11 protein-coding genes are annotated in these 14,535 nt (G+C 71.0%); 4 read left to right on the forward strand and 7 right to left on the reverse strand.

Features of this window, described 5'->3' with window-relative positions; translation table 11 throughout:
• Nucleotides 1–5 precede the first annotated feature (5 nt).
• The 5 genes from ACLQ3K_RS05460 to ACLQ3K_RS05480 form a co-directional block, all read right to left on the reverse strand.
• On the reverse strand, nucleotides 6–1,964 hold the full coding sequence (locus ACLQ3K_RS05460) for a YhgE/Pip domain-containing protein (RefSeq protein WP_336670131.1): 1,959 nt from the start codon (nucleotides 1,962–1,964) through the stop codon (nucleotides 6–8).
• A 71-nt stretch (nucleotides 1,965–2,035) separates the two neighbouring features.
• Nucleotides 2,036–2,704 (reverse strand): hypothetical protein, encoded by a 669-nt coding sequence (locus ACLQ3K_RS05465; protein WP_425997649.1) that lies wholly within the window; start codon nucleotides 2,702–2,704, stop codon nucleotides 2,036–2,038.
• A gap of 188 nt (nucleotides 2,705–2,892) precedes the next feature.
• Nucleotides 2,893–4,725 (reverse strand): acyl-CoA dehydrogenase, encoded by a 1,833-nt coding sequence (locus ACLQ3K_RS05470; RefSeq protein ID WP_336669711.1) that lies wholly within the window; start codon nucleotides 4,723–4,725, stop codon nucleotides 2,893–2,895.
• 115 nt (nucleotides 4,726–4,840) lie between these two features.
• On the reverse strand, nucleotides 4,841–5,554 hold the full coding sequence (locus tag ACLQ3K_RS05475; RefSeq protein WP_425997652.1) for a class I SAM-dependent methyltransferase: 714 nt from the start codon (nucleotides 5,552–5,554) through the stop codon (nucleotides 4,841–4,843).
• A complete protein-coding gene (locus ACLQ3K_RS05480; protein ID WP_425997654.1) occupies nucleotides 5,551–6,321 on the reverse strand; it encodes a deoxyribonuclease IV in 771 nt (256 codons plus the stop codon). Before ACLQ3K_RS05480 ends, ACLQ3K_RS05475 begins: the two co-directional genes overlap by 4 nt.
• 450 nt (nucleotides 6,322–6,771) lie before the next feature.
• Here ACLQ3K_RS05480 and ACLQ3K_RS05485 point away from each other — a divergent pair, with 450 nt between their 5' ends.
• A complete protein-coding gene (locus ACLQ3K_RS05485) occupies nucleotides 6,772–7,911 on the forward strand; it encodes an alpha/beta hydrolase (protein WP_425997656.1) in 1,140 nt (379 codons plus the stop codon).
• A 195-nt stretch (nucleotides 7,912–8,106) separates the two neighbouring features.
• On the opposite strand, the gene ACLQ3K_RS05490 is transcribed toward ACLQ3K_RS05485, so the two are convergent.
• Nucleotides 8,107–9,651, reverse strand: a complete 1,545-nt coding sequence (locus ACLQ3K_RS05490) for an MFS transporter (RefSeq protein WP_425997658.1) — start codon at nucleotides 9,649–9,651, stop codon at nucleotides 8,107–8,109.
• Nucleotides 9,652–9,744: 93 nt separating this feature from the next.
• Here ACLQ3K_RS05490 and ACLQ3K_RS05495 point away from each other — a divergent pair, with 93 nt between their 5' ends.
• A complete protein-coding gene (locus ACLQ3K_RS05495) occupies nucleotides 9,745–10,296 on the forward strand; it encodes a TetR/AcrR family transcriptional regulator (protein WP_425997660.1) in 552 nt (183 codons plus the stop codon).
• A 39-nt stretch (nucleotides 10,297–10,335) separates the two neighbouring features.
• Here the strand turns inward: ACLQ3K_RS05495 and ACLQ3K_RS05500 are convergent, their stop codons facing one another.
• A complete protein-coding gene (locus tag ACLQ3K_RS05500; protein WP_425997662.1) occupies nucleotides 10,336–11,796 on the reverse strand; it encodes an alanine/glycine:cation symporter family protein in 1,461 nt (486 codons plus the stop codon).
• 162 nt (nucleotides 11,797–11,958) lie between these two features.
• On the opposite strand from ACLQ3K_RS05500, the gene ACLQ3K_RS05505 reads away from it, so the two are divergent.
• Together ACLQ3K_RS05505 and ACLQ3K_RS05510 are read left to right on the forward strand one after the other, a co-directional pair.
• The gene (locus tag ACLQ3K_RS05505; RefSeq protein ID WP_425997664.1) at nucleotides 11,959–12,729 is read left to right on the forward strand and encodes an SDR family oxidoreductase; all 771 of its coding nucleotides are present in this window, start codon (nucleotides 11,959–11,961) and stop codon (nucleotides 12,727–12,729) included.
• Nucleotides 12,730–12,774: 45 nt separating this feature from the next.
• Nucleotides 12,775–14,418 carry a long-chain fatty acid--CoA ligase gene (locus ACLQ3K_RS05510; protein WP_336669713.1) on the forward strand — a complete coding sequence of 548 codons (1,644 nt, stop codon included), beginning with the start codon at nucleotides 12,775–12,777 and terminating at the stop codon, nucleotides 14,416–14,418.
• The last annotated feature ends 117 nt before the right edge of the window (nucleotides 14,419–14,535 follow it).

Here is a 14,535-nt window from a genome sequence, read left to right on the forward strand (position 1 = left end):
GCGGCTCAGATCTTGATCGCGGGGATGAGCCGGTCGAGGTTCCACAGCCGGTTCCGCCGGGCGGACAGGCACGACACCGTGACCGACGCGACCCACAGGAACACCAGCACCGCGATCGCCTGCCACAGGCGGTTGTCGATGCCGCCCAGGATCAGCTGCCGCAATCCGTTGACGCCGTAGGTCATCGGGTCGTACTTGTGCAGGATCTGGAAGGGTCTCGCGGTGGTCTCGACGGGGTACATGCCGCCGGAGCTCACCAGCTGCAGCATCAGCAGCGCCATGATGAGCACGCGGCCGACGGCGGGCCCGACGAAGGCGTTCACCGCCTGGGTGAACGCGATGAAGGACAGCGACACCCCCATCATGAAGAAGACCATCGCGATGGGATGGGCCACCTCGAGGCCCAATCCGAAGCGCACCACGCAGTACAGGATCGCGGCCTGGAACAGGCCGATCGCGGCCGCGGGCAGGTAGCTCGCCATGACCACGCGGATCGCCAGCACCTCGGCGGCGATGGCGCGGTTCTGCAACGGCCGGAACACCATCCACAGCACCAGCGCGCCGAAGAACAGCGCCAGCGTGAGGAAGAACGGCGCCATGCCGGTGCCGAAGTTCGGGGCGCGGTTCTCGTGTTGCGCGTCCAGCTGGACGGGCCCGCCGATGGTCTGCGCGACCTGCGAGGTCTGCTCCTGCGACCACTTGGGCACGGCGCCCGCGCCCTCGCGCAGCTTGGTGGACAGCTCCTGGCTGCCGTCGCGCAGCTGCACCGTGCCGGCGGAGAGCCGGGTGGCACCGTCGGACAACTGCGTGATGCCGTCGTCGAGGGTGGCGTTGCCCGCGGCGAGTTGCTGCGCGCCCGACCGCAGTTCGGTGAGCTTGGCGGTGAGATCGCCGCCGGTGGCGCCGACCTGGGCGAGGACGGTCTGCAGCGGGCTGCCTGGCGTGCGGAGCTGCTCGGTCAGGGTGGCCGCGGCGTCGGTCGCGGCGATGATCTGCTGCTTCGCGGCGGGCGTCACGGACGCCTGGGCGAGCTGTGCCCGCACGGCGCGCAGGCCCTCGGCGGACTGTCGCGCCGCGGGATCGGGGCTGACGGCGAGCTGCCTGATCGCGGCGTCGATCCCGGCCAGCGCGGTGTCCTGCGTCTTGACGAAGACGCCGGCCTTGTCGGCGGCCTCGACCAGCGCGGCCGCGCTCTGCTGCAGCTGCGCGGTGTTCCCGCCCAGCCCGGACAGCGCCTTCGTCACGGCGAGAAGGGGATCGGTGGCCTGGGTGATGCCGTCGGAGAGCTGCTGCGAGCCGGCGCGCAGCTGAGCCGAGCCGGTCTTCGCGGTCCCGAGGCCGGTGGCGAGCTGGGCGGCACCGTCGTTCGCGGTGACCAGGCCGTCGTGGAGCTTCCCGGCCCCGTCGGCGGCCTGTTCGATCCCGGACCCGGCGGTGATCATCATCGACAGCACCTGGTTCACGGCCTGCCCCGAGATGCGGGTGGAGACGGCGTTGAGCACCTGCGACATCGCGGTCTGGCCGATGGTGGAGCTGATGTAGTTGTTGGCGTCGTTGTAGACGGCGCGCAGCTGCGCCTTCTCGGGCTTGCCGGTCATGGGGGAGGCGATGGCGGAGGAGAAGTTCTCCGGCAGCTCCAGCATGAAGTAGTAGGTGCCGTCCTTGACGCCCTGCTGCGCCTCGGCGGGGGAGACGATGTTCCAGTCGAGACTCTTGTCGTCAGCAAGGGACTTCTCCACCTCGGCGCCGGCGTTGATCTTCTGGCCCTTGACCTCGGTCCCCTTGTCCGCGTTGACCAGCGCGACCGGCATCTTGTTGACGTGGCCGAACGGATCCCAGAAGGCCCACAGGTAGAGAGCGCCGTAGACCAGCGGAAGCAGCATCATCACGACGATCGCGGCGCGCGTGAGCCGACTGCGCCCGAAGCGCTTGATCTCGGAGCCGAAGGCGAGGCCGGCGGCGATGGGGACCAGGCCGCCCTTCGAGGAGCCCTTCTTCGCGGACGTGTCGTCGGAGTTCTTCTCGGACATGGGGATCAGTCCTTCCGGGTCAGGGCGCGGCGGTCGTGCAGGGTGTGCTCCGGGGCGGTGCCGCCGAGGGGGTTGGTGACCCCGACGATCACGGTGTAGCGGGTGGAGATCGCGCCGAGCCGCTGTACGGCCTCGGCGCGTCCCGGGTTGTCGCGGACCTGCTCCAGGTCGCCGACGATGAGGATCGGCCGGTTCCCCAGCAGGGCCAGGGTGATCCGCAGCAGGAACAGCTGCAGATCGCTCAGCTCGACGATGCGGGTCTTCGCCCCGGGTCGGTCCAGATCGCCGAAGACCTGATCCATCTCGAGGCTGCCCGCGCTGAGCGGCACCATCGAGTACCAGGGCGCCAGCCAGCGCCGCTGCTCGGCGAGCACGGTCTCGACGGTGACCGACTCGTCCAGGTCGTCGATGTCCTCGAAGGCGGCGATGGCGCACTTCTTCCGGATCGCGCCCGGGGTGGTCGCCCCGAGCGCGTCGACGGTGCCGTGGTTCGGCTTGAGTCGCCCGGCGAGGGTGAGCAGCAGGGCGTCCTGGTCGCGGCCGGCGGGCATCTGCACGGCGTGCAGGCCGGGGCCGAACTGCAGGTCGATGCCGTGGAACAGGGGACCGTGCTCCCCGTCGACGCCGATGTTCACCGCCGTGAGCTGTACGTCGTTCGGCTGGTCGTCATCCATGCGGGGCTCTCCGGAGGTCGTCGGCGCAGGTCGGTAGCAATCCTACGGTGGCTGCCCGACGGTGCCGCGCCCACCGTCGGGCGCGCGGTGGCCGCACGGTCGGGCGCACCGTCGACCCCGGGAACGGGCGAGGGCGCCCCGACCGGTGGTCGGAGCGCCCTCGGGTGCTCGTTGCTACGGAGCGACGATCAGAACGCGGCCTCGTCGAGGTCCATCGCCTGGTTGTCGACGGCCGCGACGACGTCCTTGACGGAGGTCAGCAGCGGCAGCATGTTGGCGGCGAAGAACTTCGCGACGCCGACCTTGCCCTCGTAGAAGGACTTGTCGGCACCGGCGGCGCCACCGTCGATCGCGGCCTGCGCGATGACGGCCTGGTGCAGCAGACGCCAGCCGATCATGAGGTCGCCGAACGCCATGAGGAAGCGCACCGAGCCGAGGCCCACCTTGTACAGCTCCTTGGGCTCCTGCTGCGAGGCGAGCGCGAAACCGGTGAGCGTGGCGGCCATGGCCTGCACGTCCTCGGCGGCGGTCTTCAGCAGCGCGACGTCGGCGGCGAAGGCGCCACCGGCGTTGGCCTCGATGAACGCGGTGATCTGGCCGGCGATGTGGCCGAGCGCGGCGCCGCGGTCGCGGAGGATCTTGCGGAAGAAGAAGTCCTGCGCCTGGATGGCGGTGGTGCCCTCGTACAGCGAGTCGATCTTCGAGTCGCGGACGTACTGCTCGATCGGGTAGTCCTGCAGGAAGCCGGAGCCGCCGAAGGTCTGGAGCGACTCGGTGCCGAGCAGCGTGAACGCGCGCTCGGAGCCGACGCCCTTGACGATCGGGAGCAGCAGGTCGTTGACCTTGAACGCCATCTCCTCGTCGGCACCCGAGACGGGGGTCGCGGTGCGGACGTCCTGGTGCGCGGCGGTGTACAGGTACACGGCGCGCAGGCCCTCGGCGTACGCCTTCTGCGTGAGCAGCGAGCGGCGCACGTCCGGGTGGTGCGTGATGGTCACGCGCGGCGCGGTCTTGTCGGCCATCTGGGTCAGGTCGGCGCCCTGGACGCGCTGCTTGGCGTAGTCGAGCGCGTTGAGGTAGCCGGTCGAGAGGGTGCCGATGGCCTTGGTGCCGACCATCATGCGGGCGTGCTCGATGACCTTGAACATCTGCGCGATGCCCTTGATCTCCTCGCCCACGAGCCAGCCCTTGGCGGGCTTGCCGTGGCCGCCGAAGGTGACCTCACAGGTGGTGGAGGTCTTGATGCCCATCTTGTGCTCGACGCCGGTGACGTAGACGCCGTTCTCCTCGCCGAGGTTGCCCTGCTCGTCGAAGTGGTGCTTCGGCACGAAGTACAGGCCCAGGCCCTTGGTACCCGGGGCGCCGCCCTCGGGGCGCGCGAGCACGAGGTGGAAGGTCGACTCGAACATGCCGTCCATCACCGCGGACGTGATGAAGCGCTTCACGCCCTCGATGTGCCAGGAGCCGTCCTCCTGCTTGATGGCCTTGGTGCGGCCGGCGCCCACGTCCGAGCCGGCGTCCGGCTCGGTGAGCACCATGGTGGCGTTCCAGTTGCGCTCGGCGGCGATCTTCGCCCACTTCTTCTGCTCGTCGGTGCCCTCGTCGAAGAGGATCTGCGCGAAGCCGGGGCCCGCGGCGAACATGAAGACGGGCGGGTTGGCGCCGAGGAAGAGCTCGCCGATGCCCCAGTACAGGTTGCGGGGGACGTCGGTGCCGCCCAGCTCGTCGTTCAGGCCCAGGTAGGCCCAGCCGCCATCGGCGAAGATCGCCTGCGACTTCTTGAAGGCCTCGTTGATCTTGACCTCGTGGGTCTCCGGGTTGAAGACCGGCGGGTTACGGTCGGCCTCGGCGAAGGACTCCGCGATGGGGCCCTCGGCCTGACGGGCCGCCTCGCGCAGCATCTCCTTGGCGGTGTCCTCATCGAGGTCGCCGTACGCACCGGAAGCCAGCACCTCGCCGACGCCGAGATCCTCGAAGAGGTTGAACTCGATGTCGCGGACGTTGCTCTTGTAATGGCCCATGGGGCTGTTCCACCTTCTCAGATCAGGCTGTCGGACTGTTACCTCTCGGTAAGTTACCGCTCGGTAATATGGATAGGATATCGCGCTCGCCGCGTGCGAACAAGTGCAAGCACCCCTAGGGCTCGATCGCCTCCCCGCGGCGGCGACGTGCGCGAACGGCCAGGTCAGTACCTGTGCCGTGGTACGGATCACTCTCGCGCCATTCCACGTGCTCCACCACCATGTCCTCCGGGAGTGCCTCCGACAGCTCGGCGGCGCCGAAGGTCGGCAGGCCGGGGTGCGAGTCCGCCTTCTCGTGGGCCAGCAGAAGCAGCAGCCCGCCCGGTGCCAGTGACTGCGCGACCTTCGCGATCGCCGCCGCCCGGTCCTCCGGATCGGGGTGCAGGTACGCCCAGACAGCCAGGTCGTAGGGCTGATCGGGGATCTCGTCCGTGGTGATGTCGAGCGGGGTCCAGTGCAGCCGGGCGCGGACGGTGCGCGGCGAGCGCGCGGCCACCGTCGCCGCCTTGTCGAGACCGACGCGCGAGAAGTCGACCGCGGTCACGTCCCACGCGCGGGTCGCGAGCCACAGCGCGTGCCGCCCCTCGCCGGCGCCCACATCGAGGGCGCGGCCGGGCGGCAGCACGGTCACCTGCTCGACGATCCACGGGTCGGGTGGCGTTCCCCACACCAGCTCGGTGGCGCGGTACCGGTCGTCCCACTCCTGCGCGCCGCGGACCTGCTTCTCCTCCCGCGCCAGCGCGGCGGGGGAGAGCGGCCCGATGCCGCCCTCCTCCCGCTCCTGATCGGTCCGGTCGATGCCGTCCGGGGTGGAGTCGGGGGTGCTCACAGCAGGGCCTCCTTGAGGTAGGCCACGTCATCGGCGAGGCCCTCGGACGGGGTCTCGAGGATGATCGGCGCTCCGGCCGCGCGGGCGACGTCGGCCAGCAGATCGGGGTCGATGGTGCCGTCCTGCAGGTTGGCGTGCCGGTCGCGGGCGGAGTCGAACTCGTCGCGCGAGTTGTTCAGGTGCACGAGGTCGATGCGGCCGGTGATCGCCTTGACCCGCTCGACGATGCCCATCAGCTCCTCGCCGCCCGCCCAGGCGTGGCAGGTGTCGAGGCAGAAGCCCGCGCCCTGGTCGCCGACCGCGTCCCACAGCCGGTCGATGGTCTCCAGCTGCCGCGCGATCGCCCCGTCGCCGCCCGCGGTGTTCTCGATGAGGATCGGCACGCCGAAGCCGCCCTTCTCCTCCTGGCGGGTGAACAGCTTGCGCCAGTTGTCGATTCCGGCCTGCAGGTCCTCGCCGTCGCGCAGGTGCCCGCCGTGCACCACGAGCCCGAAGGCGCCGAGGTCGGCCGCCGCCGCGGCCTGCTGCTCGACGGCCTTGCGGCTCGGCATGCGCAGGCGGTTGTTCAGGCTCGCGACGTTGATGACGTACGCCGAGTGCACCACGATCTCCAGCGGCGAATCCCTGAGCGCCTGCGTCTGCGGATGCGGCTCCGGCTTCTTCCAGCTCTGGGGGTCGGAGACGAACATCTGGATCACGTCCACCCCCAGCTGCTCGGCCGTCTCGACGGGATGGGTGTCACTGCGGACATGGGCTCCGATGCGCATGCGTCCAGCGTAGTTGTTCGCCCGCCCGCGGGTCGGCGGGTCGGTGTCTCTCCTGCGGGAGCCATGCGTGCGACGCATGGCCCGGTCTTCGCAGGTAGAAGGCGAATCCGTGAGGCAGGCCATGCGTCGCACGCATGTCCCGGTCTCGGTGGTCCGCCGTCGTGCCCGGTTGTGCGCGACCCGGCGACGGAGATCGCCTCCGGGGAGCGACCACGAGCGCCGCGCGGGGGACGTCGACGCCGCGTGGGGGACAACCGCTCCCCCACGGGAGGAGCGGCGTCCGGTGGGGGAGGAACCGTCCCCCACGCCCCGTCGACGCGGCGCGGGGGATGATCGCTGTGGCCGCGCTGCCTCGGCGTGCCTGTGGAGGACCGCGGTCCTGTGGATGACGGTGCCCGCGCACCCGGTTCGCGGCCCGAGCGCGGGAGGGCGGCGGCTTAGCGTGACGCCATGATGGTCGTGCGGACGACGGCGTGGCGGGGCGAACCCGCGGACGCGTACGAGCGCTGGGCGGGACTCGAGGCACGCGCCGCGGAGGAGCTCGACGCGGCGCTCGACCGCGCGGCGGCGGAAATCCGCAGTGGAGGTGGCGAACTCGCGGCCCGTCTCGCCGCGATCGAGCTCCCCGCCGCCGTGCCCCTCGGCGGCGGGGTGCCGGCACCGTCGACTCCGGTGCGCGCGCAGCGCCGCCCGGCGTCCGCCGCGCAGCGGGACCGGGAGAACCGCGCCCGCCTCGCCGCGGATCTGGCAGCCGCACCGCCCGGTCCGCGGCGCCGGTTGCTCGAGACGATCGACGCGCGGCTGCGCGAACTGGGCCGCGGCGGCGAGACGGTGCAGCTGTTCGAGTACGGCCCGGACGCCTTCGGCGGCGACGGCGCGGTGGCGGTCGCGATCGGCGATCTCGACACCGCCCGCACCATCGGCGTCGTGGTCCCGGGCATGGGCACGACGGCGGCATCGATCGGGGCGGTCACCCGCAACGCCGCGAACCTGCAGGTCGCCGCCCGTCGCGCGGACCCGGCGACCGCGACGGCGACCCTGGCCTGGATCGGGTACGACGCCCCGTCGGGCCGGGCGGCCGTCGCGCAGGTCCTCACCGGCGCCCATGCCCGACGGGGCGCCGCCGAGCTGCGGGCCGACCTCGACGACCTCGCGCGGATGCGGCCCGACGATCCGCGGGTCGTGGTCTTCGGGCACAGCTACGGGGCGACGACGGTGGCGACGGCGGGCGCGGGCGGGGCGCTGGCGGGCACCGTCGACGCGATGGTGCTGCTCGGCTCCCCGGGTGCCGGCCCGGTGCGGTCCGCGTCGGAGCTGGGGATGCCGGTCTTCGTGGCCCGCGATTCCGACGATCCGATCCCTCGGGTCGGCGCGACGGACGGCGCCGCGCAGGGGCTTCGCCGGTGGTTCGGCGTGGAGCTGGGGCTCGGGATGGACCCGGCGGCACCGTCGTTCGGGGCGACGGCGGTGGACGCCGAGGGGCCCACCGGATTCGGCATGGGGGCGCACTCGGGGTACTTCGATGAGGGCTCGCGGGCGCTTGACGCGTTCGCGACGATCCTGACGGGAGGGGGAGCGGATGTCCGGTGACGAGGTGGACATCGGGGAGCTGGAACGCGTCGCCGCGGGGTGGGAGGACGCGGCCGAGGGGTTCGCCGAGCAGGCCGCGCGGTGGCGGGCGGCGACGGGGCCGCCCGAGGTGCTGGCCTTCGCGGCCCGCGCGGCCGCGACGCTCACCGCCCATGGGGAGGCGGCGAGCGCCGCGGCGCGGCGGCTGCGGGACTACTACGCGACGGTCGTGGCGACGGACGAGGACGGCGCCCGCAGCGTGCGGTGCGCGATCCAGGCCGCGGCCAGCATGAGCACCACGCCGATCGCGGAGGTCACCGAGACGCCGGCGTCGAAGGCCTGACCGGCGGCCCGGACCAGGCCGTCGGCGGCCTCGGCGGGCAGCTGCGTGGCGACGTGGTGCGCCCCGGCGAGGGTCTCGCCGGCGTCGGCCGCCTGCTCGGCGGTGAGGCCCGCGGGCAGCGCGAGCTTCGCGGCGTAGGCCCCGGCGAGGATCGAGCCGAGGACGGCGGTGCCGAGCACGGAGCCGAGCTCGTACGCGGTCTCCGAGACGGCCGAGGCCGCGCCCGCCTTCTCGGCGGGCACCGACGAGACGATGAGGTCGTTCGACAGGGTCTCGGCGGCGCCGATGCCCACGCCGAGCATCGCGAAGGCGATGAGCACGGCGAGCGTGGACTCCGGCGAGGCGAAGGCCATCACCACGGCGTACGCGGCGGCGGAGACGAGCATGCCGCCCACCACCACGGTCGACGGGGCGATCCACCGCACGACCCGCACCACGTACAGGCCTGCGACCATCATCGTGATCAGACCGGGGACCAGCGCCCAGCCGGCGTCCATCGGGCTCATCCCCACCACCAGCTGGAGGTGCTGCGAGACGAAGAACATGAAGCCGACCAGCGAGAAGACGCTGAGCAGGTTCACCGCGACGGCGCCCGAGAAGCGACGGTCCGCGAACAGCCGCACGTCCAGCATCGGGTCCGGGCGGCGCAGCTGACGGCGCAGGAACAGGCCGGTGGACACCACGCCGACGACCAGCGCCACCGCGACGACCGCGAGGTCGCCGCCCTTGGCGAGGGTCTTCACGGCGTAGACGATCGGGGTCAGCGCGAGCAGCGAGAGCACGATCGACACCGGGTCGATGCGGCCCGGGTTCGGGTCGCGCGACTCGGGGACGAAGATGGGCGCCAGCACCAGGAGCGGGATCAGCACGGGCACGGCCATGAGGAAGACCGAGCCCCACCAGTAGTGCTCCAGCAGGAAGCCGCCCACGATGGGGCCGAGCGCGGCGCCGCCGGCGAAGCACGACGCCCACACGGCGATCGCGAGCCGACGCTGCTGCGGATCGGTGAAGATGTTGCGCAGCAACGAGAGCGTCGACGGCATCAGCATCGCGCCGAAGAAGCCGAGGCCCGCGCGGGCGGCGATGAGCGCGCCCGCGGTGGGGGCGTAGGCCGCGACCACCGACATCGCGGCGAAGCCCGTCGCGCCCAGCAGAAGCAGGCGGCGCCGGCCCAGCCGGTCGCCCAGGCTGCCCATGGAGACGAGCAGGCCGGCGAGCACCAGCGGGTAGACGTCGATGATCCACAGCTGCTGCGCCGCGGTCGGGCCGAGCGTGGCGGCGATCGAGGGCAGCGCGAAGCCGAGCACGGTCCCGTCGATCGAGACCAGGAGGACGGGGAGCATCAGGACCGCGAGCGCACCCCAGTCGCGCACCGTGGCGCGCGGGGACGCGGTCGTGGTGGGGAGCGTGGTGGTCATGGCGGCACTTCCTGAGGTGTCGTGGCTTTCCGAATTCGTCGTTACTGTACCAGCTGGACGGTACAGAAACGAGAGACCGCGATCATCCCTACGATGCGAGGTGTGCCACCCCCTCCCGCCGCCCGCGCCAAACTGCTCGACGCCTTCGTGAAGATCCTCATCGAGCACGGCGAACGCGCCGCGACGCTCGAGGCCGTCGCCGCGGAGGCCGGCGTCAGCAAGGGCGGGCTGCTCTACCACTTCGGGTCGAAGAAGGCCCTGGTCGACGGGCTGTGCGACTGGCTCGACGAGCTCGTCGCCGCCGATGTGGAGCTGATGGCCGCCGCGCCCGAAGGGGCTGTCGAGTACTACGTGCGCACGTCGAACTACGACGACTCGCAGCTCGACCGCGCGATCGTCGCGGTTCTGCGGCTGAGTCAGGCCGCCAACGACCGCGCCGAGGGGGCGATCCGGTCGATGCAGGACCGTTTCCTGGCGACGGTGCAGGAGCAGGTGCCCGACGAGGCCACCGCCCGCGCGGTCCTCCTCCTCGGCGACGGCCTCTACTACGACGCCGCCCTCAGTGGCGGCCGGCGTCGCGCCACGGACGAGCAGATGGCCGGGCTGCTCGCCGTCGTCGCCCGCATGGTCGACGGGGCGCCCTGACGGCGGACCGCTCGGGCGTGCCAGCCGCCTTCGGGCGCGTCAGCGCGCCGAGACCGCCCCGTCGTCGATCGGATCCCAGACGTCGCCCGGCAGGTCGCCGGGGAGGTTCGGGTTGCCGCGCCCGACGAACCGGTCGTCGACGCCGCGCTTGGTCATCGCGTCGTAGTCGCGGAGCGCACCGAAGGCCCACTTGCCGAGCAGGGCGATCGCGATCAGGTTCACCGTCGCCATGAGCGCCATCGCGACGTCGGCGAGCATCCAGACGGTGTCGAGCTCGGCGAGGGTGCCGACGCCGACGGCGGCGAGGACGAGGGTCTGCAGGACGCGCAGCCGCTGTCCCTCCAGGCCGAGGAAGTTGAGGTTGATCTCGGCGTAGGAGTAGTTGCCGATGATCGACGAGAACGCGAAGACGAAGACCAGCAGGGCCATCGGCACCGTCGTCCAGGTTCCGAGGACGGCCGAGATCGAGTCCTGCGTGAGCACGGCGCCGCCGGACTCGGGCTCGCTGCCCGGCGTGTAGACGCCGGAGACCAGCACGATGAACGCGGTCGCGGTGCACACGACGATGGTGTCGACGAAGACGCCGAAGGACTGGATGAGTCCCTGCTTCACCGGGTGCGAGACGGTGGCGGTGGCTGCGGTGTTGGGTGCGCTGCCCATGCCCGCCTCGTTGGAGAACAGGCCGCGCTTCACGCCGTTGAGCAGGGCGGCCAGGATGCCGCCGGCGGTGCCGGCGAGGGCCTCGTCGAGCCCGAACGCCCCGGCCACGATCTGCCGGATCACCTCGGGGAAGGCCGTGATGTTGAGGGCCACGATCACCAGCGCGATGGCGACGTAGATCAGCGCCATGACGGGCAGGATCACCTCGGCGACCCTCGCGATGCGTCGCACCCCGCCGTAGAGGATCGGCGCCGTGATCACCATGAGGCCGACGGCGATCCACGCGGTGTCGACGTGGAACGTGGCGGCGAGGGAGCCGCCGATCGTGTTGGCCTGCACCATGTTGAAGGCGAAGCCGAAGGCGAAGATCAGCAGCACGGCGAAGACCATGCCCCAGCGTCGCGAGCCGAGTCCGCGCTGGATGTAGTACGCCGGCCCGCCCCGGAAGCTGCCGTCCGCGTTGCGCACCTTGAACATCTGCGCGAGCGTCGCCTCGACGAACGCCGTCGCCATGCCGACGAGCGCCACGACCCACATCCAGAAGACCGCGCCGGGCCCGCCGAGGACGAGCGCAACGCTCACGCCCGCGATGTTGCCAGTGCCCACGCGCGAGGCGAGGCCCACGCAGAACGCCTGGAACGACGAGATGCCGCCCTCGGCGTCCGAGCGGGACGAGCCGATCGCGCGGATCATCTTGGGCAGCAGGCGGACCTGGACGAACCGGGTGCGGATCGTCATGTAGGCGCCGACGCCCAGCAGCAGGTAGATCAGCACGTAGTTGTACAGGTTCGTGCTGAGCCAACCGATGCCGGTGTTGACGTGGTCGAAGAGCGAGGTCATCCGTTCCTCTCGTGAAGCGTGCGGTGAAACGATGGTTTCACGCGCGCGTCGACGCCCCCGTCGGGCCTCCCGTGCGCGGGCCGGGCGCCGGTACGCACTGCTAATTGAGTGACCCTCAGTAGGGTCTTTACCCCGGCCTGACCAGCGGGTAGGTTGGACGCCATGCCATCGATCTTCATCTCCGGCGGTGCCTCGGGCATCGGCCGGGCCACTGCCCTGCGCTTCCTGTCCGAGGGGTGGACGGTGGGCGTCTACGACGTCAACGCCGCCGCGCTGGAGGAGTTGAAGGCCGAGCACCCCGCGATCGTGACCGGCACGCTCGACGTGACCGACTACGACCAGTGGGAGGCCGCGCTCGCCGATTTCACGCAGCACACCGGCGGCGGCCTGACGGTGCTCGACAACAACGCGGGTGTGCTCTTCGGCGGCGACCTCGACGAGATCACGCCGCAGCAGATCAAGCTGCAGATCGACATCGACGCGCTCGGCGTCACCTACGGCGCGAAGGCGGCGCTGCCCTACCTGAAGGGGCAGCCGGGCGCGCACCTGGTGAACATCAGCTCGGCGTCGGCGATCTACGGCCAGCCCGGCATCGCGACCTACAGCGCCGCGAAGTTCTACGTCTCCGGCTTCACCGAGGCGCTGGAGCTGGAGTGGGAGAAGCACGGCATCCGCGTCGTCGCGATCTGGCCGCTGTGGGCGAAGACGGCGCTCGCCGAGACCGACGCCAAGAGCACGCGCACCCTCGGCGTGAACATCACGCCCGAAGAGGTCGCAGAGCAGGTGTGGAACTCCGTGCACCCCGGAATCCGGGTGCCCTTCCTGCCCCGGGTCCACTATTCCGTCGGAACCCTGACCACGCTGCTGTCCAATTCAAGTAAATTCGCCCCGAGGTCGGTCGTGCGGCTGATCAACCAGATCACCAGCCAGTAGTACCCGCCGGCTGCATTTCCCATCCGAGAAGGAGTCTCCACCACCGTGATTCAGACCACGATGCAGGACGGCGAGCTGACTATCGCCCGTCTCGTCGAGTACAGCCGCCGCGTCTTCCCCGAGGCCAAGATCACCACGTGGACCGGTGAGGGCCTGCGCGATCTGTCCTTCGCCGAGGTCGGCGACAAGGCCGCGCAGCTGGCCCACGCCCTGACCAAGCTGGGCGTGCAGCGGGGCGACCGTGTGGCGACGTTCATGTGGAACAACAACGAGCACCAGGTGGCCTACGCCGGCGTGCCCGCGATGGGGGCCGTGCTCCACACCCTGAACCTGCGCCTCTCGCCCGAGCAGGCCGTGTTCATCATCAACCAGGCCGACGACAAGGTGATCCTCGTCGACGCCTCCGTCGCGCCGCTGCTCGGCAAGTACCTGGCCGCGACCCCGAACGTGCAGCACGTCATCGTCGCGAACGGCCCGAAGGAGGCGCTCGAGGCGCCCGAGGGCATCACGGTGCACTCCTTCGACGAGCTCATCGCGGGCGAGCCGACCACGTTCGCGTGGCCCGAGATCTCGGAGCGCGACGCGGCCGTCATGTGTTACACCTCCGGCACCACGGGCGACCCCAAGGGCGTCGTCTACAGCCACCGCAGCATCTGGTTGCACTCGATGCAGGTGAACTCGTCGTCGGGCATGGCGCTCGGCAATGCCGACTCCGTGCTCGCGATCGTGCCGATGTTCCACGTCATGTCGTGGGGCCTGCCCTTCGCGGCGATGATGGGCGGCATCACGCTGATCATGCCCGACCGCTTCCTGCAGCCCGAGCCGCTGCTGCAGATCCTCGACGCCACGAAGGCCACCTTCGCCGCGGCCGTGCCCACCATCTGGGCCGGCGTCGCCGCGCAGCTCGCCGTGAAGCCGCAGGACATCTCGCACCTGCGCGAGGTCGTCGTCGGCGGCGCGGCCGTGCCCCCGTCGATGATCCGCGCCTTCGACAAGCTCGGCACCCGCATCGTGCACGCCTGGGGCATGACGGAGACCTCGCCGCTCGGCTCGGTCTCGCGCCCTCCCTTCGGTATCGAGGACGAGACCGAGGAGTTCGCCTACCGCGTCACGCAGGGCCGCTTCCCCGCGTCGGTGCAGGCCCGCCTCATCGACGACGAGGGCAACGAGCAGCCCTGGGACGGCGAGGCGGCCGGCGAGCTCGAGGTGCGCGGCCCCTGGATCACGGGTGCCTACTACTCGCCCGAGGGCAACGTCGTGGACGAGTCGAAGTTCCACGACGGCTGGCTCCGCACCGGCGACGTCGCGTCGATCAGCCCGGACGGCTTCATGACCATCCGCGACCGCACCAAGGACATGATCAAGACCGGCGGCGAGTGGATCAGCTCCGTCGAGCTCGAGAACACGGTCATGAGCAACCCCACCATCGCCGAGGCCGCCGTCGTCGGCGTGCCCGACGAGAAGTGGGACGAGCGTCCCTTCGTGCTGGCCGTGGTCAAGGACGCCGCCGACGCGGACGCCGAGGCGCAGCGCGCTTTCCTCACCGATCTGCTGCCCAAGTGGCAGGTCCCCGAGCGCTGGGCCTTCGTCACCGAGGTGCCCAAGACCTCTGTCGGCAAGTTCGACAAGAAGCTCATCCGCGCCGAGTACGCCGACGGGACCTACACCGTCGTGGAGTCGCGCGGCTGACGCAGCACTGACGACGGGGCCGCCGCCGCCGGCACGCGGCCGGGGGCCGGGGGGGTTTCCGCGCGTGTTTCCCTTGCGGGCGGGCTGGGGGGGGGGTAGACACAACGCGCCGGGGGG

It is taken from the genome of Tsukamurella sp. DT100, assembly GCF_049844855.1.
GTDB lineage: Bacteria > Actinomycetota > Actinomycetes > Mycobacteriales > Mycobacteriaceae > Tsukamurella.

What these genes read in the sequence shown, in the direction of transcription:
- ACLQ3K_RS05465 (WP_425997649.1), bottom strand. Translation starts at nt 2,704, where the DNA reads ATGGATGACGACCAGCCGAACGACGTACAGCTCACGGCGGTGAACATC.
- ACLQ3K_RS05470 (WP_336669711.1), bottom strand. Translation starts at nt 4,725, where the DNA reads ATGGGCCATTACAAGAGCAACGTCCGCGACATCGAGTTCAACCTCTTC.
- ACLQ3K_RS05480 (WP_425997654.1), bottom strand. Translation starts at nt 6,321, where the DNA reads ATGCGCATCGGAGCCCATGTCCGCAGTGACACCCATCCCGTCGAGACG.
- ACLQ3K_RS05485 (WP_425997656.1), top strand. Translation starts at nt 6,772, where the DNA reads ATGATGGTCGTGCGGACGACGGCGTGGCGGGGCGAACCCGCGGACGCG.
- ACLQ3K_RS05490 (WP_425997658.1), bottom strand. Translation starts at nt 9,651, where the DNA reads ATGACCACCACGCTCCCCACCACGACCGCGTCCCCGCGCGCCACGGTG.
- ACLQ3K_RS05495 (WP_425997660.1), top strand. Translation starts at nt 9,745, where the DNA reads ATGCGAGGTGTGCCACCCCCTCCCGCCGCCCGCGCCAAACTGCTCGAC.
- ACLQ3K_RS05500 (WP_425997662.1), bottom strand. Translation starts at nt 11,796, where the DNA reads ATGACCTCGCTCTTCGACCACGTCAACACCGGCATCGGTTGGCTCAGC.
- ACLQ3K_RS05505 (WP_425997664.1), top strand. Translation starts at nt 11,959, where the DNA reads ATGCCATCGATCTTCATCTCCGGCGGTGCCTCGGGCATCGGCCGGGCC.